Source organism: Sporosarcina trichiuri (genome assembly GCF_030406775.1).
In the GTDB taxonomy this organism is placed as follows: Bacteria; Bacillota; Bacilli; order Bacillales_A; family Planococcaceae; genus Sporosarcina; species Sporosarcina trichiuri.
This window is the reverse complement of record NZ_CP129119.1, coordinates 2,097,509-2,119,025: the sequence shown is the minus strand read 5'-3', so window position 1 is coordinate 2,119,025 and position 21,517 is coordinate 2,097,509. Positions and strand designations below refer to the sequence as shown.

Below are 21,517 nucleotides of genomic sequence, written 5' to 3'. Positions count from 1 at the left end.
CGACTGCGCTCATCCCTCGTGTCCGAACGGGGGATTTTTGTTTGGCGAGAAAACAGGAGGAACGACCATGAAGAAACTTTGGCAGTTTTGGCTCACAGCCATCCTCGCCGTCCTGCTTCTGACAGCATGCGGCAGCGCCGACAATGCGAAAGACAGCGGATCGGACAACAGCACATCGACGACCGAACAGTCGGACAGCAGCAAGGATGCAAGCAGCGAATCGGACGGCCAGGCGGATGCCGTCGCCTATCCATTGACCGTCACTGATGCGACCGGTGAGGAAATCACCCTCGACAAAGCACCGGAAACCATCATCTCCACATTGCCGAGCAACACGGAAATCCTGTTCGCCCTCGGTCTGGATGACGAAATCATCGCGGTCGATGATTATTCCGATTATCCGGAAGCCGCACAAAGCAAGGATAAGATCGGGGACATGAACCTCAACATCGAAAAGATCATCTCCCTCAACCCGGATATCGTCTTCGCCCATGAAATGTCGCTGCCTGGTGCGGAAGAAGGCTTCCAGCAGATCCGCGACGCCGGCATCAACCTGTACGTCGTCAAGAACGCCATGAACTTCGATGAAACGTACGGAACGATCGAGGCGATCGGCGAAGCAACAGGCAAGAAGGCAGAAGCGGCACAAGTCATCGAAGACATGAAAACGAAAGTCGATGAAGTCGCAGAGAAAACAAAAGATGTCAAAGACAAGAAACGCGTATTCGTCGAAACATCCGATGTGCCTGAAATCTACGCACCCGGCAAGAATACGTTCATGCAGGAGATCCTCGATAAGATCGGCGCCGAGAACGTCGTGACGGAAGACGGCTGGATCATGATCAGCCCGGAAGAGATCGTCAAACAGGATCCGGATGTCATCGTCGTCATGCATGACTACACGCCGGACGTCGTCAACAGCGTCAAGAAGCGTGAAGGCTTTGCGGACATCACGGCCGTCAAGGAAGACCGCGTCGTCCAGGTCGACGCCAACCTGACGAGCCGGACAGGCCCGCGTCTCGCGGACGGACTGGAGGAAGTCGCGAAAGCGGTCTATCCGGAGGCGTTCCAGTGAGACGCCCGCTGATCGCCTATACCGTCTCAGCGGCCGTCCTTGTAACGGCTGTCTGGCTCGGTGTATCGATCGGGGCGGTGCACCTCCCGCTGAGCACGCTGTGGAACAACGGAGCGGATCAGACAGCATCCACCATCCTCTGGAAGATCCGGATGCCGCGCGTCCTGCTGGCAGGGCTTGTCGGCGCATCGCTTGCGATCGCCGGCGCTGCCTTCCAGGGCCTGCTGAAAAACCCGCTTGCGGATCCATACACGCTCGGAGTGTCATCCGGCGCCTCAGTCGGCGCTGTGATGACACTCTTTTTCGGTATCAGCATTCCGATGTTCGGGCTGTACACCCTGCCCGTCTTCAGCATGCTCGGTGCCGCCGCCACGATGTTCACTGTGCTCGCATTCGCGAAACTCGTCGACCGCGGACTCAATATGGAGACGATCATCCTGACCGGCATCATCTTCGGCTCGTTCCTCGGCTCGGTGCTGTCACTCATGATCGCACTCACCGGCGAGGAGCTGCGCCAGATCATCGGCTGGCTGCTCGGCAGCGTGTCGATGCGCGGCTGGAAGTACGTCTGGATGATCCTGCCGTTCACTGTGATCGGCGCATTCCTTCTCTGGATGAACCGGAGGGAGCTGAACGCGATGCTGTTCGGGGAGGAACGGGCGAAGCACCTCGGCGTCGACGTCGCCCGCCGCAAGCTCACCATCCTGATCGGCGGCTCCATCCTGACAGGCGCCGCGGTGTCCGTCTCGGGCACGATCGGCTTCGTCGGCCTCGTCGTCCCGCACATGACACGCCTGCTGTTCGGGTCCGACCACCGGCACTTGCTGACGCTGTCATTCCTGAACGGAGCCTCGCTGCTCATCATCTGTGACCTGCTCGCCCGCACGATCATCGCGCCGACCGAACTGCCAGTCGGCGTCATCACCGCATTCATCGGCGCGCCGGTGTTCGCATTCATCTTCTACAGGCAGAGGAAAGGGGGGACTGCATGATGCTGCACGTGGAAAACGTCTCAGGCAGCTATGGAAAAGGGCTCATCGTGGATGGCGTCTCCTTCGATGTACGTCCGGGTGAAGTGCTCGGCATCCTCGGGCCGAATGGCAGCGGCAAATCGACGCTGCTCAAGATCATCTCGGGCATCCTGCCGAAACAGGGAGGCACCGTCGAAATCGGCGGCCGGCCGTCAGACAGCTATACTGCGAAAGAATTCGCCCGCCGCGTCGCCGTCCTGCCCCAGCTGCATGCCCATGCCTTCTCGAACACGGTGCGGTCGACCGTGGAGCTCGGGCGCTATCCGTACCAGTCGGGCCTGTTCGCAAGCTGGACGGCAGCGGATGAGGAGGCCGTCTGCCGCGCGATGGAGCGGACAGGTGTAACACGCTATGCGGAGGCATTCATCGAATCACTGTCCGGCGGCGAACAGCAGCGCGTGTTCGTCGCCCAGGCGCTCGCCCAGCAGGCGCCGCTCCTGCTGCTCGACGAACCGACGAACCATCTCGACATCGCCTACCAGCAGCAGCTCCTCGACACGGTCAGGAGCCTGGCTGCAGACGAAGGCAAGACCGTCGTCTCCGTTTTCCACGACGTCAACCTGGCGGCTCTGTACTGCGACCGCCTGCTGCTCATGCAGGATGGCCGCATCGCCAAGATCGGCGAACCGCAGGAGATCGTCCGGGAAGCGGTCATCCGCGAGGTCTACGGGGCGGACGTCAGGACGCAGGCGCATCCGTCGCTGCCGAAACCGCAGATGACCCTGCTGCCGTCCGCTGTGCAGAGTCCCATACCGTTCGAGGTGGATGAAGCCCAGTTCACCGTCACGTCCGATGCCGTCGTGCTCAAGACGCCGATCGCCTTGAAAACGGTTTCGTCGGCTGTCCATAACCCGGGCACGGGCTGGTACCGGACCTTCGTCAACCGGCGGGTGGATGCCGCCTACAATACGGATGACGTCAGCAAAGAGATGGCCGCCTATCTGCAGGCGGCCGGGCACCCGCTGACCGGCACAGTCGGCATGATGACCGCCGTCCATACGAAGGATGCGGAAATCCGCCGCTATGAAGAGGACGGGTTCTCGGTCGTCATCGCCGTCACGGCCGGTGTCGGAAATGCCGTCGATGCGTCCTGCGCCGCCATGCGCGAAACGGCCGCCGGCACCATCAATACATGGGTGTTCGTCAATGGCCGCCTGACGGACGAAGCATTCATTCAGGCGATGATCACGGCGACCGAAGCGAAAACACGCGCCCTGCAGGCAGAGAATGTCCTCGACCCGCTCACAGGCACACAGGCGACCGGAACGTCGACGGACAGCATCCTGGTCGCGGCGGTCCAGCAGGGGGCGGAACTTCCGTATGCAGGGCCGGTCGCGCCGCTCGGCAAACTAATCGGGACCGGTGTGTTCGAATGCACGGTCTGCGCAATCCGGACCTACAAGGAGGCGAAAGGATGGACACGCTGATTGCACTGCATCTGCTGGCGGTAACGATCGGCTTCCTCCTCGACCGGCTGCTCGGCGATCCGCCGCATTGGCCCCATCCCGTACGTTGGCTCGGCGCGTGGATCGCCTTCCTGACAAAGAACCTGAACCGGGGCGGATACCGGTCAGCGAAGGGTGTGCTCCTGCTGCTTCTCACCGTGCTGCCTGCGATACTTGCGGCCGGCGTGATAACGGCCGGCGGCTATTGGCTCCATCCGGCCGCCGGTGTGATTGCGGAGAGCATTCTCATCGCCGTCGCACTCGCACAAAAGAGTCTGGCGGATGCGGCGCGCGGCGTGGCGCATCCCCTTGCTGCGGGTGATGTGACGGAAGCGCGGCGCAAGCTGTCCTGGATTGTCGGACGCGACACGGAAATGCTCGATGAACCGGAGATTACACGAGGAGTCGTCGAAACCGTCTCCGAAAACATTTCGGACGGCGTCACCGCCCCTCTGTTCTTCGCATTCCTAGGCGGGGCGCCCGGCATCTGGCTGTACAAAGCCGTCAACACGCTCGACTCGATGGTCGGGTATAAAGATGATCGGTACTTGCAGTTCGGCACCGCTTCCGCACGCCTGGACGACATTCTGAACTTCATCTCCGCCAGGATTTCGGGACTTGTGATCCTGCTCGTCTCCCCGAACCCGAGCGGCATCCCGCTGATGGACCGGCTGGCCGGCTGGCGGACGGACGCCCGCAAACATCCCAGTCCGAACAGCGGCTATCTCGAAGCCGCCACCGCCTGGCAACTCGGCGTCCGGCTCGGCGGAACAAATACATACCGCGGCGTGCCGTCGCACCGGCCGCAGTTTGGACCGGGGCTGCGGCGGCTGTCCGCGAACGACATCGACGAGACCATCGTACAGCTCACCCGCACCTCATGGATCATCTGGCTCATCGGCATCCTGATAGGAGGAATCTGTTATGCACTTGCCTGAACACGGCGCGAATCCGCATATGCTCTATAGACAGCTCAATATCCCGGTGCCGCCCGCCGTCACCGATTTCAGCGAAAACTGCAACCCCGCCGGACCGCCGGCTGCTGTGTTCCGGCACTGGGAATCGCTCTATCCGGCGATCGTCCGGTATCCGGACCCATCCGGCGAGCCGTTCCTGTCCGCTGCAGCGGCGTATCACGGAGTCGCGGCGGAGCGGATCCTGCCGGGGAACGGCGCTGCGGAACTGCTGTCACTCCTTGCGCAGCAGTATGCCGGAAAGCGGGCGATCCTCATCGATCCGGCATTCTCCGAGTACGAAGCGACACTGACGGCTGCCGGTGCGCACATCATCCGGATCCAGGCACAGGAAACCGGCGGATTCGCCCTGCCTGCAGATGAAATCCGGGAACAGCTGGCCGGTGCCGATGTGCTCTATCTGTGCACGCCGAACAATCCGACAGGCCTGCTGCCGGACCGCCGGATACTCCGGGGGCTGATCGAAGAAGCCGGGCAGGCACACTGTGATGTCATTCTGGATGAAGCCTTCATCGACTGGGCGGACGAAGCCCATTCCTTCATCCCGGACATCGGGGAATTCGATCACCTCACCGTCGTCCGGTCGATGACGAAGCTGTATGCGGTCCCTGGCATCCGGCTCGGGTATGCAGTCGCGCATCCTGAACGGATCGGCCGTCTGCGCACCATGGCCCCGCATTGGAATGTCAATGCAGTCGCCGCGCAGATCGGCGCGCTCTGTCTGAAGCAGGAGGACTACCGCCAGAAAGCGGTCAGCCGGGCCGCAGCCGAGCGTGTGAAGATGACGGAGTTCCTCAGGTCGCATGGCTGTACGGTGCTGCCGTCTGCTGCAAATTTCCTGCTGTTCAAGCCGCCGGCATCCCGGTCCGCAGATTCTGTCCTGAAAGGCCTGCTCGAACAGGGGCTGGTCGTGCGGCATACGGAGAATTTCCGAGGGCTCGACGGACGCTGGCTCCGGATCGGCATGAAGACCGCCCGCGATATGGAGCGGCTGCGGAAAGCGCTTGATGAACTATTCAGCAGGGGGACGCTCGCCTTCATCTGCGGGGGAGTGCGCAGCGGCAAAAGCGCCTTTGCGGAGTCATTCGTCAAAGAGAGGGCTGCAAAGACCGGCGGCCGGCTCGTCTACATCGCCTCCGGCCGGCCGGATGATGCCGAGATGAAAGCTCGGATCGAACGGCACAAAGCCGGCCGGGCTGGCGACGGCTGGGTCACCATCGAGCAGCCGGTCGATCTCGGGGACGCGGTACCGCAGCTGCAGCCCGGCGACCATGTGCTGTGGGACTGTGCGACGACCTGGCTTGCAAATGAGGCATTCACGGGCTGGGAGACGGGCACGCCTTGCATCCTGGAACCCGGCTGCCTGGAGCGCAAAATGGAGCGTCTGCTCACGACGCTCGATGAAATACTGGAAACCGCCGGCGTGCTCGCCATCGTGTCCAATGAAGTGTTCGATGAACCGCTGAAAGACGACGAAACGACCCGCAGCTACACGGAATGGCTCGGTCGTCTCCACCAGCAGCTCGCTCTGCGGGCAGATATCGCAGTCGAAATGGACAGCGGCATTCCGGTGTTCCACAAAGGGGGCGGCGCCCGATGAAAGGTATCATGGTGATGGGCACCGCATCCGACGTGGGAAAGAGTCTCGTCTGCACGGCATTCTGCCGGCTGCTCGCAGAAGAGGGAATCCGGACGGCGCCGTTCAAGTCGCAGAACCTGTCGCCATACAGCGTCCCGGCATCGGACGGCATCCCGATCAGCCGGGCGCAGGCGATCCAGGCGGAGGCCGCCCGTACGGAAGCCGTCTCCGCCATGAATCCGATTATCCTGCAGCCGGGGCCGGACGGCATACTGACGGGAACATTCTGCGGACGCCCGCTTATGCCGACAGACGGTCTGGCGTACCGTGAGCAGTATTTCGAGGAAGCGCTCCGGACGATCCGCTCGTCACTCGATACGCTGGCAGCGGCATACGACGCCCTCGTCATCGAAGGGGCAGGCAGCCCGGTGGAGATGAATCTCCGCGACCGTGACATCACCAACATGCGCATCGCGGAGATGGCTGACGTCCCCGTGATCCTCGTGGCAGACATCGACCGGGGCGGCGTGTTCGCATCCATCGCAGGGACACTCGCACTCCTGCGCCCCAATGAGCGGGCCCGTGTCAAAGCGATTGTCATCAATCAATTCAAAGGCGATCCGGCATCGTTCCGGGACGGTGTCGAGTGGCTTGAATCCTACACCGGGATACCTGTTGCGGGAATCATCCCGCATCTGCCGGCTCATGGCATCGCCGAGGAGGACGCCGACAGAGAGATCGCCGCTTATACAGCGGGCGGCGACAAGTATGACGGCTGGGCGGCGCACGTCCGGAAGGCGGTCGACTGGCCATTCATCCGCTCGCTCATTGATGGCGGGGAGGGACGGCCATGACCGGTCTCCTGCTCGCCCTGCAGTTCTTCACGAGCCTGCCGGTGCGCCGTGAACTCCCGATGGACCGGCGGACGGTCACCGTCATGTACGGCGCCCTTCCGTGGGTCGGCGCGCTGATCGGAATCCTGATGCTCGGGATCCATGCGGCTGGAGCATATGCGGGGTTCAGCCCGCTCCTGACCGCTGCACTCATGCTTGCGGCGGGCGTCATCCTGACAGGAGGGCTCCATCTCGACGGCGTTGCGGATACGTGTGATGCGTTCTTTTCATATCAAGATCGAAAACGACGTCATGAGATCCTCGGCGATCCGCGGATCGGCGCGTTCGGGGTGCTCGGCCTGCTGGTGCTCGTACTGCTGAAGTTCGCGGTCCTGTACGAATGGGCAGCGGCCCATGCGGACAGCTGGGGCTGGGTCATCATCATCCCGTTTTTGTCCAGAAGTGCCATGGCTGTCTATTTCGTCATCACGGAACCGGCCAAGGAGACGGGCATCGCCCATTTCTTCCGGAGCCGGCTGAACAGCAGTGTGCTGGCCGGCTGGACGGCAGGCTGCCTGGGAGCGGCTGTCGTGCTGTGCGGGCGGTACACGGGGACCGTCATGCTGCCCCTCGCCCTGGCCGCGGTCATCGCCGGAGCAGTCCTGCTGTTCCGTTTTTGGAGCCGGCGGCACTTCGGCGGTGTCACGGGTGACTTGTGCGGGGCATTCATCGAAGGGATGGAGGTGCTGTTGTGGATCACGGTGTTGAGCTTGTCCTGATCCGGCATCTGCCGACGGACGGCAATGGACGGAAGGCCTACGTCGGCTGGTCCGACGAACCGATCCGCCCGGCGGTAACCGGCCCGGCGGACGAACAGCTGCAGACCGTGTACGGCAGCGATCTGCTGCGTGCGCGGCAGACGGCGGAACTGCTGTATCCCGGAGCCCGCTACGTGCCGGACAGCCGGTTCCGCGAATGCAATTTCGGGGAATTTGAAGGGAAAACGTATGCGCAGCTTGAAAACAATACAGCATACCGGCGCTGGGTGGATGATCCGCTGCAGGTTTCCCCGCCGGACGGGGAATCGCTGCTGCAGATGGAAAGACGGGTGGCTGACGCGTTCCGCTCACTTCCGGCGGGCGCCCGGGCCGTCACGCACGGCGGGCCGATCCGGCTGCTGCTGGCCCGTTTCGCACCGGAGGAACGGGGCTTCTGGGAGTGGGATGTCCCGCACGGAAGCCGCCACCGCCTGTACTGGGCGTCGGCCGCTGCTTGGAAGGAGGGACGGCGATGCACGTCATACTCGGCGGAGTTGCCAATGGAAAACGGAGATATGTGAGGGGACTGCTCGGAGAACGGGCTGTCTGGCTCGGTGAAGAAGGCCCGTTCGATCTGACGTCGGCCGCCGGGATTCCGGCAGACCGGCCGCTCGTCCTGTGCGAGCCCGGGCAATGGATGGCCGGGCACCTTGCGGATGAAGAGCGGGCAGCCGGAGAACTGCTGTCGTTCGTCAAGGACCGCAACGTCACCGTCATCATGACGGACATCGGGCGCGGCATCGTGCCGGCGGATCCGCAGGAACGCGCGCTCCGGGATGCGTGCGGCCGGCTCAGCCAGCGTCTCGCACACGAAGCGGAATCCGTGACCCGGATCTGGTTCGGCATCCCGCAAAAACTGAAATAGGGAGAGGATTACTCATGAAACTGTATACGAAAACAGGTGACAAAGGGCAGACGAGCCTGATCGGCGGCCGTGTCGACAAAGACAGCCTCCGGGTGGAAGCGTACGGAACGATCGATGAACTGAATTCATTCATCGGCCAGGCGATGGCGGAACTCGACCAGACGGCATGCCGGGATATCTTCGACGATCTCGAAGCCGTCCAGAACGAACTGTTCGACGGCGGCGGTGACCTTGCGAACGTCATGAAAGAGCGGCATTATAAGCTGTCTGATGAGCCGATCGGGGTGCTCGAGCAGCGGATCGATGAACTGATGGAAGAAGCGCCGCCGCTCGAGAAGTTCATCCTGCCGGGCGGATCGAAGGCAGCCGCGGCCCTGCACGTATGCCGGACGGTCACACGTCGGGCGGAACGCGTCACCGTGACGCTCATGAAACAGGAAGAGGATGTACCGGGCACCGTGCAGCGCTATTTGAACCGCCTCTCCGATTACCTGTTCGTCGCAGCGCGCATCGTCAACAAACGGGCCGATGTGCAGGACAACGAATACGTCCGCAGTGCGAAAGTGTTCCGCACCGAGGACAAGAAGAAAGCGAAAGACGGCGAGTGACCGGGCTGCGGAATGCGCTCGAGATCGGCGGTCTCATCATCACGACCGACAACTCCGGCGGCATCGGGCAGAAGCGGGAGGATCTCGTCGCTGTGCCGGACCGCATGACGGCGCGGTTCGCAGCCCGCGTCTGCCTGCTCGAACAGTGGGCGGCGGATGCGGAACCGGAAGCCGTCCTGCTGCACAATTTCAGCGGGGAGGCCAGCTGGGAGCCTTATTGCGAAGGGATCCGGGACGTTTTCGATGAAATCGGGAAACCAATCCCGCCGATCAGCGGCAGCAGCGAGACGAACATGGCGCTCCGCCAGTCGGCGCTCGCCGTGACGTTCATCGGGCGGAAGACGGACGGCTCTCCGACTGATTCAGGCGACTGGTTCACCTATGGTACCCCGCTCTCCGGCAATGCCGTATTGGAACAATCGGAGGAGATCGCATCGCTCGCCAAACTGAATGAGGCACGGAGGCAGCAGCTGACCGGACGCATCTGGCCCGCCGGCTCGGGCGGACTCCTCGCTGAACTGCAGCAGGCTGCGCCCGGCGCGGTCCCGGTTGACACTCCCGTCGACCTGTATACCTCTGCTGGGCCGGCGACCGCCGTCCTCCTGCAGATCCCTGCAGCCCGGCAGCAAGCTGCACACCGCCACTTCGGCACCCAGCTGCGGTTCCTCGCTCCTGGCTGACCATTGCGCCAGGGGCGGCGAACCGCTCCATTCACTTTGCGAACCGCTCAATTGCCACCCCGAACTGCTCCATTCTGCCAGTATACCGCTCTATTCACGCTGCCGACCGCTCAATACCGCCCGTGAACCGCTCCATTACACTCCGCAATGCACTTCATCCACCCCAATGCCCCGCACCATACTCCCAGCGGAAAAAACAATCCTCCATATAACATCCTGCAATCCCTCTGATACTCTCAGAATACCCAGCACTTTCATAAAACTAATTGACTGAATGCTCATTCATGTCTTACACTAGTAAATAATCCATCGACAATCGGCCTGTGTTCATCTAAACTAGTAAGAACATTCATATCATACAAAAAAGGGGAGGACCTCATGTCACCATTACTCATCGCCAACTGGGTGCTATTCCTGGCCATCGTGGCGTACGGCCTTGCGCTCTTCACATACGTCGTCAAAACACGGACACAATTCATCCGTCTCGGTCAGAAGGAAGAGTTCGACAACAATGTCCAGCGCCGCCTCAAAGAGATCTGGGTCAATGTGTTCGGACAGAAAAAACTATTGAAAGATAAGAAAAGCGGCTCGATCCACGTCATGTTCTTCTACGGCTTCCTGCTCGTGCAGTTCGGCGCAATCGACCTGATCTGGAAAGGGCTCAAGCCGGATTCCCACCTGCCGCTCGGCCCGGCGTATCCGTTCTTCACGTTCTTCCAGGAGATCGTCGTCGCCGTCATCCTCGTTGCAGTTGTATGGGCGTTCTACCGCCGCTACATGGAAAAGCTCGTCCGCCTGAAGCGCGGCTGGAAATCGGGTCTCGTGCTCATCTTCATCGGCACACTCATGGTTTCGACACTCGTTGCGAACGGCATGAACCTGATCTGGCACGGCCATGACACGACGTGGACGGAACCGATGGCATCAGGAATTGCAACCGTTTTCAATTTCCTGCCGCCGACTGCTGCGGCCGCCATCTTCTTCGTCGCCTGGTGGGTCCACCTGCTGACACTCCTGACGTTCCTCGTCTATGTGCCGCAGTCGAAACACGCGCACCTGATCGCCGGACCGGTCAATACGTACATGCAGCGGTTCGACCGCCGCGGGAAACTCGCACCCCTCGACTTCGCGGCTCTTGAAGAAGTGGAGGATGAAGACGAGATGCCGGCACTTGGCGTCGGCAAGATCACCGACTTCACCCAGCTGCAGATGATCGACCTGTATGCCTGCGTCGAATGCGGACGCTGTACGAATATGTGTCCCGCGACAGGGACGGGCAAGATGCTGTCCCCGATGGACCTCATCACGAAACTGCGTGACAACCTGACGAACTACGGCGCACTGACGACGAAACAGAAGCCGTGGGTGCCGTCGGTCATGTTCAACAACACGAAAGGCAACCAGATCGCACTCGCCGCAGGCCTCGAAGGCGCGACGATGGACGACATCTACAATCCGTCCCTGATCGGCGACGTCATCACGGAAGAGGAGATCTGGGCGTGCACGACTTGCCGGAACTGTGAAGACCAATGCCCGGTCATGAACGAACACGTCGACAAGATCATCGACCTCCGCCGCTACCTCGTCATGACGGAAGGGAAGATGGACGCGGACGCCCAGCGCGCGATGACCAACATCGAACGCCAGGGCAACCCGTGGGGACTGAACCGGAAAGAGAAGGAGAACTGGCGGGATGCCCGTCCGGACCTCAAGATCCCGACCGTGAAAGAACTGAAGAAAGCGGACGAAGATTTCGAATACCTGCTTTGGGTCGGCTCGATGGGCGCATTCGACAACCGCTCGCAGAAGATCGCGCTGTCATTTGCGCACCTGTTGAACGAAGCAGGCGTGTCATTCGCAATCCTCGGCAACAAAGAGAAGAACTCCGGCGACACACCGCGCCGTCTCGGGAATGAGTTTTTATTCCAGGAACTGGCGACGGCCAACATCGCGGAATTCGAGAAAGCGGGCGTCACGAAGATCGTCACGATCGATCCGCACGCCTTCAATATCTTCAAGAACGAGTATCCGGACTTCGGTTTCGAAGCCCAGGTGTTCCACCATACGGAACTTCTGAATAAGCTGGTCAAAAAAGGGAAGCTCCAGCCGAAGCACGCGATCGACGAAACGATCACGTTCCATGATTCGTGCTACCTCGGCCGCTACAACGACGTCTACGACGCACCGCGTGACATCCTGAAGGCCATCCCGGGTGTCAACCTGGTCGAGATGAAGCGGAACCGCCAGGACGGCATGTGCTGCGGCGCCGGCGGAGGGCTCATGTGGATGGAAGAGGATGCCGGCCACCGCATCAACGTCGCCCGCACCGAGCAGGCGATGGAAGTGACGCCGGGCATCATCTCATCCGGCTGTCCGTACTGCCTGACGATGCTGTCGGACGGCACGAAAGCCATCGAAGTCGAAGATTCGGTCGGCACATATGATATCGCAGAGCTGCTCGAGCGCTCGGTATTCGGGGAGGAAAACCTGCAGCCGGCAGAAACGGAACAGGAGCCGGTGCTGCAATAAATGATTTGCGAGTTTGCAAGACTTGTTCTACAATTAAGACAGTCATACAGAACAGAATTGTCGGTCATGGAAAAGGGGGAGCACCGGTGCTTCCCCTTTCTTCCGAACTTACGCCGAGCGAGCGTTCAGTCGCTCGTTCATCATGGAAATGAAAACGCTATCAAAAAACTGGGGGATGACACAAATGGCAAAAACAGTACTCATTGACGGCGCACGCACACCTTTCGGAAAAATGGGGGGCGCGCTCATGTCGAAGACGGCGAGCGACCTCGGGGGCATCGCGATCGAAGAAGCGTTGAAACGGGCGGGCGTCGCACCCGACCAGGTCGATGAAGTCATCATGGGAACGGTCCTGCAGGGGGGGCAGGGGCAGATCCCTTCACGTCAGGCAGCGGTGAAAGGCGGTATTCCGTGGAACGTCAAGACGGAGACGGTCAACAAAGTATGTGCATCCGGCATGCGCAGCGTCACCCTCGCCGACCAGCTCATCCGGCTCGGTGACGAGGAAGTGATCGTCGCAGGCGGCATGGAGTCGATGTCGAACGCGCCGTATTACTTGCCGAACGCACGCTTCGGTCTCCGTATGGGGGATGCCCAGCTGATCGACGGCATGATCTACGACGGCCTGTCGGATTCATTCGCACCGGGTCATGCGCACATGGGGACATTCGGCAACAAGACCGCCGACGAATTCAGCGTGACGCGCGAGCGCCAGGACGAATGGGCGCTCCGCAGCCACGAACGTGCGGTGAAAGCGATGGAGGACGGCATCTTCGCGGAAGAGATCATCTCCGTCGAGATCCCGCAGCGGAAAGGCGATGCGGTCGTCGCGAGCCAGGACGAAGCGCCGCGGAAAGAGACGTCGCTCGACGTGCTCGCGAAGCTGCGCCCGGCATTCGGCAAGGACGGTTCTGTCACCGCGGGGAACGCACCGGGCGTCAACGACGGCGCCTGTGCGATGGTTCTCATGAGTGACGAGCGGGCGGAACGTGAAGGGAAAGAAGTGCTCGCAACCGTCATCGGCCACGCAGAAGTCGCCATCGAACCCGAGAACTTCCCGCAGACACCGGGCCTCGTCATCAATGAAATCCTGAAAAAGACCGGCAAATCGGCTGATGAGATCGACCTGTTCGAGATCAACGAAGCGTTCGCAGTTGTTGCACTCGCAAGCTCTGACATTGCAAAACTTGACCCCGAGAAAGTGAACGTCCACGGCGGCGCGGTCGCCCTCGGCCACCCGATCGGCGCAAGCGGGGCACGCATCATCCTGACGCTCGCCTACGAACTGAAACGCCGCGGCGGCGGCATCGGCATCGCGGCGATCTGCTCCGGCGGCGGCCAGGGCGACGCCATCATGATCGAAGTGCCGAAGCAGGGGTGAAGGCAGGCTCAGCAAAGGTATGATCACGTCGGGCCCGGTTATGAGCGGAAACTGAAGTTTATGATCACTTTTGTGAGTTTATGAGCGCAAATCCCAATTTATGAGCGAATCGGCAAGTTTATGAGCGGTTCCCGCGTTTTATGATCATTTCAGCGGATTTATGAGCAAAAACCAGAGTTTATGAGCAGCTGCATGGGTTCCCGCAGGCAGCCGGGCTTCATCACATACAGAAACGACTCGAAAGGATGACAGCAAATGGACATTCAAAACGTAATGGTGATCGGCGCAGGACAGATGGGCGGCGGCATCGCGCAAGTGTGCGCGCAGGCCGGCTTCAATGTCTACCTGAATGACGTCAAGGAAGAATCCTATGCAAAAGGGATCGGCGTCATCGAAAAGAACCTCGCCCGCAATGTGGAAAAAGGGCGTATGACCGAAGACGAAAAGGCTGCAGTCCTCGGACGACTCACAAAGTCGCTCGACATCCAGGATGCAAAGCACGTCGACATCGTCATCGAGGCGGCTGTCGAGAACATGGAGGTCAAAAAATCCATCTTCAAGCAGCTCGATGACATCGCACCGGCTCACGCGATCCTTGCGACGAACACCTCGTCGCTGCCGATCACGGAGATTGCCGCAGTCACGAAACGCCCGGAACAGGTCATCGGCATGCACTATATGAACCCCGTGCCGGTCATGAAACTCGTCGAGATCATCCGCGGCCTGGCGACATCGGACGGCGTCTACCAGGCGGTTGAGGACATGACGAAGAAACTCTCCAAAGTGCCGGTCGAAGTGAATGACTTCCCGGGATTCGTCGCAAACCGCGTCCTCATGCCGATGATCAACGAAGCGATCTTCACGCTGCAGGAAGGCGTTGCAACGAAAGAAGCGATCGACGAAGTCATGAAGCTCGGCATGAACCATCCGATGGGACCGCTCCAGCTCGCCGATTTCATCGGACTCGACACATGCCTCTACATCATGGAGACGCTGCAGGAAGGCTACGGCGATCCAAAATACCGTCCGTGCGCCCTGCTCCGCAAGTACGTTAACGCCGGCTGGCTCGGCAAAAAATCCGGACGGGGCTTCTACTCGTACACATAAAAGGAGACGAAACAATGGATTTCCAGTTCACCGAAGAACAGCAGATGATGCGGAAACTCGTCAAGGACTTTGCCAAGGCGGAAATCGAGCCGTTCATCCCGAACCTTGAGTCGGATGAATTCCCGACGGAGATCGTTCGGAAGATGGGGGAGCTCGGCCTCATGGGCATCACGATGCCGGAACAATACGGCGGCGCCGGCATGGACTTCGTGTCCTACATAAGCGCTATCCATGAATTATCGAAAATGCATGCGACGGTCGGCGTCATCCTGTCCGTCCACACATCGGTCGGCCAGAACCCGATCCTCTACTTCGGCAGTGAAGCACAGAAACAGCACTACCTGCCGAAGATGGCAGCAGGCGAGTGGCTCGGTGCGTTCTGCCTGACGGAACCGTCCGCCGGGTCGGATGCCGGCTCGCTGAAGACGCGTGCCGTGAAAAAAGACGGCGGTTACGTGCTGAACGGCTCCAAAGTATTCATCACGAATGGCGGGGAGGCGAACGTCTACATCGTCTTCGCCGCAACCGATCCGTCGAAAGGGACGTACGGCATTTCGGCGTTCATCGTCGACAGTGAGACACCGGGTCTGATCGTCGGCAAGAACGAAGAGAAGATGGGCATGCACGGCTCGCGCACCGTCCAGCTGACGTTCGAAGACATGTTCGTGCCGGAAGAGAACCGGCTCGGCGCAGAAGGCGAAGGATTCAAGATTGCGATGGCGAACCTCGACGTCGGCCGGATCGGCATCGCCGCGCAGGCGCTCGGTATTGCGGAAGCGGCCCTCGAAGCCGCTTCCGACTATGCGAAAGAACGCGTGCAGTTCGGCAAGCCGATCGCCGCCAACCAGGGCATCGGCTTCAAGCTCGCTGACATGGCGACCGCCGCCGAAGCCGCACGCCTGCTCGTCTACCGGGCGGCCGCGCTGCGTGCTGAAGGCAAATCGTGCGCGAAAGAAGCCTCCATGGCGAAACTGTTCGCCTCGCAGGCAGCGATGGACAACGCCATCGAAGCCGTCCAGGTATTCGGCGGCTACGGCTACACGAAAGACTATCCTGCCGAGCGCTTCTTCCGCGACGCCAAAGTGACGCAGATCTACGAAGGCACGAGCGAAATCCAGCGCATCGTCATCTCCAAACACCTGACCAAGTGATTGCATTGCGATAAACCATAGGGGAGCCGGGGCGCTCAAGCAGGCGGCGGAACGCTCAAGCAAACCGTGAAACGCTCAAGCAGGCAGCGGAACGCTCAAGCAAACCGTGAAACGCTCAAGCAGGCAGCGAAACGCTCAAGCAGGCGGCGAAGCGATCAAGCAAACCACGGAACGCTCAAGCCCCCCGCCCCACATCACCAAATCCAACAGAAAAGAGGAACTCACCATGAATTTCCAACTGTCCGAAGAGCATGAAATGATCCGCAAGATGGTCCGCGATTTCGCGGAGAAGGACGTCGCGCCGACTGCGGCCGAACGTGACGAGGAAGAACGCTTCGACCGGGAGCTGTTCGACAAGATGGCGGAACTCGGCCTGACGGGGATCCCATGGCCCGAGGAATACGGCGGCATCGGCAGCGACTACCTTGCATATGTCATCGCAGTCGAGGAACTGTCCCGTGTCTGTGCATCGACAGGCGTGACACTTTCCGCGCACACGTCACTCGCCGGCTGGCCGGTGTTCAAATACGGAACGGAAGAGCAGAAGCAGAAATACCTGCGTCCTATGGCGGAAGGAACGAAAATCGGGGCATACGGTCTCACGGAACCGGGCTCAGGCTCGGACGCAGGCGGCATGAAGACGACGGCGAAGCTCGACGGGGATGACTATGTCCTGAACGGCTCGAAGATCTTCATCACAAACGGCGGCATCGCGGATATCTACATCGTTTTCGCGGTCACCGATCCGGAATCGAAGCACAAAGGCACGACGGCGTTCATCGTCGAAAGCGACTTCCCGGGCTTCTCGGTCGGCAAGAAAGAGAAGAAACTCGGCATCCGCTCATCACCGACTACCGAAATCATCTTCGACAACTGCCGGGTGCCGAAAGAGAACATGCTCGGTGAAGAGGGCCAGGGCTTCATCATCGCCATGAAAACGCTCGACGGCGGCCGGAACGGCATCGCTGCACAGGCGGTCGGCATCGCACAGGGCGCACTCGATGCGGCGACGGATTACGCGAAAGAGCGCGTCCAGTTCGGCAAGCCGATCGCAGCCAACCAGGGCATCGGCTTTAAGCTCGCCGACATGGCGACAGCGACGGAAGCATCACGCCTGCTGACGTACCAAGCGGCTTGGCTTGAATCGAACAATCTGCCATACGGCAAAGCGTCTGCCATGGCGAAACTGATGGCCGGCGACACGGCGATGAAAGTGACGACGGAAGCGGTCCAGGTGTACGGCGGCTACGGCTATACGAAAGATTATCCGGTCGAGCGCTTCATGCGTGATGCGAAAATCACCCAGATCTACGAAGGAACCCAGGAAGTGCAGCGGCTCGTCATCTCCCGTATGCTGACGAAGTAAAGGGGGGAGCGTCCTATGGAACTGAAACACGAAGTGAAGTCCTCGGTGAAGGATGGCGATCTGATCGCGAAGCGGCGTGAGCAGATCGTCGAGGGCGCCGTCCGGCTGTTCAAGGAAAAAGGCTTCCACCGGTCGACGACACGCGAGATCGCCAAAGCGGCCGGGTTCAGTATCGGCACACTGTACGAGTACATCCGGACGAAAGAAGACGTCCTGTACCTCGTCTGCGACATGATCTACGACCAAGTGCAACACAGGCTGTCCGGCATCGCCGACGAAGAGCCGACCATCGGCGGGCTGAGACGGGCGATCGATGCGTACTGCCGGCTCGTCGACGACTTGAATGACGAATTCGTCGTCATGTATCAGGAATCGAAGTCGCTGCCGCCGAAAGCGCTCGACTACGTGCTCGAGAAGGAGCGTGCAATGACGGCGCTGTTCGAGTCGCTCGTCCGTGACTGCGCCGACGCTGGCGAACTCCGGATCCCGGAGCGCGCCATCCCGCTTGCGGCGCATCACATCGTCATCCAGGCGCAGATGTGGGCGTTCCGCAGATGGACGGTGCAGCGCATGTACTCACTTGATGAATATATCGAATACCAGACGGAACAGCTGCTGAACGGGCTCGTCAAACCGGAAGCGGCGGATTGAAGAAAACGGACACAAAGGGGTGCACGAATATGGCAACAGCAGAAACCCAGCAGGAAATCTACAAGCCGGTCCATCACGTACGTTTCGTGACGGCATCCAGCCTGTTCGATGGACACGATGCGAGCATCAACATCATGCGGCGCATCCTGCAGTCGACCGGCGCGGAAGTGATCCACCTCGGCCACAACCGCAGTGTCGAGGAAGTCGTCAACGCGGCGATCCAGGAAGACGTCCAGGGCATTGCGATCTCGTCCTACCAGGGCGGACACGTCGAGTATTTCAAATACATGTATGACCTCCTGAACGAACGCGGCGCAGGCCATATCAAGATCTACGGAGGCGGCGGCGGGGTCATCATCCCGCGGGAAATCAAGGAACTGCATGACTACGGCATCGCCTGGATCTTCTCGCCGGAGGACGGCCGTAAGATGGGCCTCCAGGGGATGATCAACCGCATGGTCGAAGAATGTGACTACGCGACCGAAGTGAAGGATGAAATGGGCTATCTGGAGAACGTCACGACGGAATCCCCTGAAAAGCTCGCCAATCTCATCACATTCGCGGAAGAGCACTTTGACAATCAAAACGAAAAATCAAAAACACTGATGGACCGCGCGCGCAAGCTGTCGAAAGGCACGCCGGTCCTCGGTATCACCGGAACGGGCGGCGCTGGAAAAAGCTCGCTGACGGATGAACTGATCCGCCGCTTCCTCCATGAACTGCCGGACAAGAAAGTGGCCATCCTGTCGATCGACCCGACGAAACAGAAGACGGGCGGCGCGCTGCTCGGCGACCGGATTCGCATGAACGCCATCTTTAACAAGCGTGTCTTCATGCGAAGCCTCGCGACCCGCGGTTCCCGCACGGAATTGTCGGGTGCGCTGAAAGACGTGCTCGACATCGTGAAGACGGCAGGCTATGACCTGATCATCGTCGAAACGAGCGGTATCGGGCAGGGGGATGCTGAAATCGACGAAGTATCCGACGTCTCGATGTACGTCATGACGAGTGAATTCGGTGCGCCGACACAGCTTGAAAAAATCGATATGATCGACTTCGCCGACCTCGTCGCCATCAACAAGTTCGAACGGAAAGGTTCGGAGGATGCCCTGGCACAAGTGCAGAAACAGTACCAGCGCAGCCGCATGCTGTTCGATGAGCCGATCGAATCGATGCCGGTGTACGGCACAATCGCGAGCCAGTTCAACGACAAAGGGACGAACACGCTGTTCGCGGCGATCGTCGACACGCTCAACAAAAAATGCGGCACGGACTGGACGACTTCCTATACGGAGTTCGTCAAGACGCAGAAGCAGAACGTCATCATCCCGAACGACCGCCTGCAGTACTTGCGCGAGATCTCGATGACCGTCCGGAACTACCACAAGCACGCGGAGCAGCAGGCGCACCTTGCCACCCGGCTGTACCAGCTCGAAGGGGCGATGAGCGAAGTCCGTGAACACGCACCGGACGATGCACTCGTCCAGTCGCTGCAGTCGCTGCACGACAACGTGCGCAACGAGATGACAGCGGAAACCCGCCGCGTCCTCGACAACTGGAACACCCTGAAGCAATCGTATGCGCAGGATGAATTCGTCACGAAGATCCGCGATAAGGAACTGCGCACGGCACTGACGACAACGAGCCTGTCCGGTCTGAAGATACCGAAAGTCGCCCTGCCGAAGTTCAAGGACTACGGCGAAATCGTCCGCTGGGTCTACAAAGAGAACGTCCCGGGCTCCTATCCGTACACAGCAGGCGTCTTCCCGTTCAAGCGCGAAGGGGAGGATCCGAAGCGCCAGTTCGCAGGCGAAGGGACACCGGAACGGACGAACCGCCGCTTCCACTACTTATCGAAGGATGACGATGCGAAGCGCCTGTCGACCGCATTCGACTCGGTCACACTGTACGGCGAAGATCCGGATGAGCGTCCGGACATCTACGGAAAAGTCGGCGAGTCCGGCGTCAGCATCTGCACACTCGAAGACATGAAGAAACTGTATGCCGGGTTCGACCTTTGCGCACCGGCGACGTCCGTCTCCATGACCATCAACGGACCGGCGCCGATCATCCTCGCGATGTTCATGAACACGGCGATCGACCAGCAAGTGAAGGCGAAGGAAGAGGAACTCGGCCGTACGCTGTCCGTCGAGGAATTCACCGACGTGCGTGACGCGACGCTGAAAGTCGTCCGCGGCACGGTCCAGGCGGATATCCTGAAAGAAGACCAGGGGCAGAATACGTGCATCTTCTCGACGGAATTCGCCCTCCGGATGATGGGCGACATCCAGCAGTATTTCATCAACAAAAAGGTCCGCAACTATTATTCCGTCTCGATCTCCGGCTACCATATCGCGGAAGCGGGCGCAAACCCGATCTCCCAGCTCGCATTCACACTCGCGAACGGCTTCACGTACGTCGAGTATTACTTGAGCCGCGGCATGGACATCGACGAATTCGCACCGAACCTGTCGTTCTTCTTCTCGAACGGCCTCGATCCGGAGTATACCGTCATCGGCCGTGTGGCGCGCCGCATCTGGGCGGTCGCGATGCGCGAGAAATACGGCGCGAACGAACGCAGCCAGAAGCTGAAGTACCACGTCCAGACATCCGGCCGCTCGCTGCATGCGCAGGAGATCGACTTCAATGATATCCGCACGACGCTGCAGGCGCTCATGGCTTTGCAGGACAACTGCAACTCGCTGCACACGAATGCGTACGACGAAGCGATCACGACCCCGACGGAGGAATCCGTGCGCCGCGCGATGGCGATCCAGATGATCATCACGAAGGAGCACGGCCTGTCGAAGAACGAAAACCCGCTCCAGGGATCGTTCATCATCGAAGAATTGACCGACCTCGTCGAAGAAGCGGTGCTGCAGGAATTCGACCGGCTCAACGACCGCGGCGGCGTGCTCGGCTCCATGGAGACCCAGTACCAGCGCGGCAAGATCCAGGAAGAATCCATGCTGTATGAGATGAAGAAACATTCCGGCGAACTGCCGATCATCGGCGTCAATACGTACTTGAATCCGAATCCGCCGTCGGAGGACAGCATCGACAGCATGGAACTCGCGCGGGCGACGCAGGAGGAGAAGGAAACGCAGATCCGCAACCTGCGCGCTTTCCAGTCCGCTCACGGCAGCGAGGCGGACGAAGCGCTCGCAAGCCTGAAACAGACAGCGATCACAGGCGGCAACATCTTCGAGGCGCTCATGGAGACGGTCAAGGTCGCAAGCCTCGGCCAGATCACGAACGCCCTGTACGAAGTCGGCGGCCAATACCGCCGCAACATGTAACACAGCACCGGAGCGGGGGGACTTCCCCGCTCTATTTCGTGTTCTGCCATTCGGCCGCAGGGAAAAAGCATCCGTCTGCACCAGGTATCCGCGGTCTGGAGAGTTTCACGCTGCACGAAAACAAG

General features: G+C 60.2%; 18 protein-coding genes. All 18 read left to right on the top strand.

All coding sequences use genetic code 11. The features are described 5' to 3' along the window. Positions 1-67 precede the first annotated feature (67 nt). The 18 genes from QWT68_RS10705 (at position 68) to icmF (ending at position 21,392) form a co-directional block, all read left to right on the top strand. Positions 68-1,075: an ABC transporter substrate-binding protein gene (locus QWT68_RS10705; protein WP_040287587.1), complete on the top strand. Its 1,008-nt coding sequence runs from the start codon at positions 68-70 to the stop codon at positions 1,073-1,075. Beyond that, positions 1,072-2,067, top strand: coding sequence for a FecCD family ABC transporter permease (locus QWT68_RS10700; RefSeq protein WP_040287586.1), 996 nt, complete (start codon positions 1,072-1,074; stop codon positions 2,065-2,067). Before QWT68_RS10705 ends, QWT68_RS10700 begins: the two co-directional genes overlap by 4 nt. Beyond that, entirely contained in the window at positions 2,064-3,533 is a 1,470-nt protein-coding gene (locus QWT68_RS10695; protein ID WP_348539784.1) for an adenosylcobinamide amidohydrolase, read from the top strand. Before QWT68_RS10700 ends, QWT68_RS10695 begins: the two co-directional genes overlap by 4 nt. Next, entirely contained in the window at positions 3,521-4,489 is a 969-nt protein-coding gene (cbiB, locus tag QWT68_RS10690) for an adenosylcobinamide-phosphate synthase CbiB (protein ID WP_040287585.1), read from the top strand. Before QWT68_RS10695 ends, cbiB begins: the two co-directional genes overlap by 13 nt. Then, positions 4,476-6,125 (top strand): threonine-phosphate decarboxylase CobD, encoded by a 1,650-nt coding sequence (gene cobD, locus QWT68_RS10685; protein ID WP_082023430.1) that lies wholly within the window; start codon positions 4,476-4,478, stop codon positions 6,123-6,125. The genes cbiB and cobD overlap by 14 nt, the downstream gene beginning before the upstream one ends. Further along, the gene (locus tag QWT68_RS10680; RefSeq protein ID WP_052461896.1) at positions 6,122-6,958 is read left to right on the top strand and encodes a cobyric acid synthase; all 837 of its coding nucleotides are present in this window, start codon (positions 6,122-6,124) and stop codon (positions 6,956-6,958) included. Before cobD ends, QWT68_RS10680 begins: the two co-directional genes overlap by 4 nt. Next, the gene (gene cobS / locus QWT68_RS10675) at positions 6,955-7,716 is read left to right on the top strand and encodes an adenosylcobinamide-GDP ribazoletransferase (RefSeq protein WP_040287584.1); all 762 of its coding nucleotides are present in this window, start codon (positions 6,955-6,957) and stop codon (positions 7,714-7,716) included. The genes QWT68_RS10680 and cobS overlap by 4 nt, the downstream gene beginning before the upstream one ends. Next, positions 7,689-8,276 (top strand): histidine phosphatase family protein, encoded by a 588-nt coding sequence (locus QWT68_RS10670; protein WP_290148323.1) that lies wholly within the window; start codon positions 7,689-7,691, stop codon positions 8,274-8,276. The genes cobS and QWT68_RS10670 overlap by 28 nt, the downstream gene beginning before the upstream one ends. Then, positions 8,228-8,620: a bifunctional adenosylcobinamide kinase/adenosylcobinamide-phosphate guanylyltransferase gene (locus QWT68_RS10665; RefSeq protein WP_290148322.1), complete on the top strand. Its 393-nt coding sequence runs from the start codon at positions 8,228-8,230 to the stop codon at positions 8,618-8,620. The genes QWT68_RS10670 and QWT68_RS10665 overlap by 49 nt, the downstream gene beginning before the upstream one ends. Before the next feature lie 14 nt (positions 8,621-8,634). Further along, positions 8,635-9,228, top strand: coding sequence for a cob(I)yrinic acid a,c-diamide adenosyltransferase (locus QWT68_RS10660; RefSeq protein WP_290148321.1), 594 nt, complete (start codon positions 8,635-8,637; stop codon positions 9,226-9,228). Further along, complete coding sequence (locus tag QWT68_RS10655; protein ID WP_290148320.1) at positions 9,225-9,908, top strand: alpha-ribazole-5-phosphate synthase; 684 nt, start codon at positions 9,225-9,227, stop codon at positions 9,906-9,908. The genes QWT68_RS10660 and QWT68_RS10655 overlap by 4 nt, the downstream gene beginning before the upstream one ends. 378 nt (positions 9,909-10,286) lie before the next feature. Then, entirely contained in the window at positions 10,287-12,437 is a 2,151-nt protein-coding gene (locus QWT68_RS10650) for a (Fe-S)-binding protein (protein WP_290148319.1), read from the top strand. A 184-nt stretch (positions 12,438-12,621) separates the two neighbouring features. Beyond that, entirely contained in the window at positions 12,622-13,818 is a 1,197-nt protein-coding gene (locus tag QWT68_RS10645; protein WP_290148318.1) for an acetyl-CoA C-acetyltransferase, read from the top strand. A 255-nt stretch (positions 13,819-14,073) separates the two neighbouring features. Then, positions 14,074-14,925, top strand: a complete 852-nt coding sequence (locus tag QWT68_RS10640; protein ID WP_290148316.1) for a 3-hydroxybutyryl-CoA dehydrogenase — start codon at positions 14,074-14,076, stop codon at positions 14,923-14,925. A gap of 14 nt (positions 14,926-14,939) precedes the next feature. Beyond that, positions 14,940-16,076, top strand: a complete 1,137-nt coding sequence (locus QWT68_RS10635; protein ID WP_040287576.1) for an acyl-CoA dehydrogenase — start codon at positions 14,940-14,942, stop codon at positions 16,074-16,076. Positions 16,077-16,302: 226 nt separating this feature from the next. Continuing rightward, positions 16,303-17,442: an acyl-CoA dehydrogenase gene (locus QWT68_RS10630; RefSeq protein WP_040287575.1), complete on the top strand. Its 1,140-nt coding sequence runs from the start codon at positions 16,303-16,305 to the stop codon at positions 17,440-17,442. Positions 17,443-17,457: 15 nt separating this feature from the next. Continuing rightward, positions 17,458-18,093 (top strand): TetR/AcrR family transcriptional regulator, encoded by a 636-nt coding sequence (locus QWT68_RS10625; RefSeq protein WP_290148315.1) that lies wholly within the window; start codon positions 17,458-17,460, stop codon positions 18,091-18,093. A 29-nt stretch (positions 18,094-18,122) separates the two neighbouring features. After that, a complete protein-coding gene (icmF, locus tag QWT68_RS10620; RefSeq protein ID WP_290148314.1) occupies positions 18,123-21,392 on the top strand; it encodes a fused isobutyryl-CoA mutase/GTPase IcmF in 3,270 nt (1,089 codons plus the stop codon). Positions 21,393-21,517: the final 125 nt, after the last annotated feature.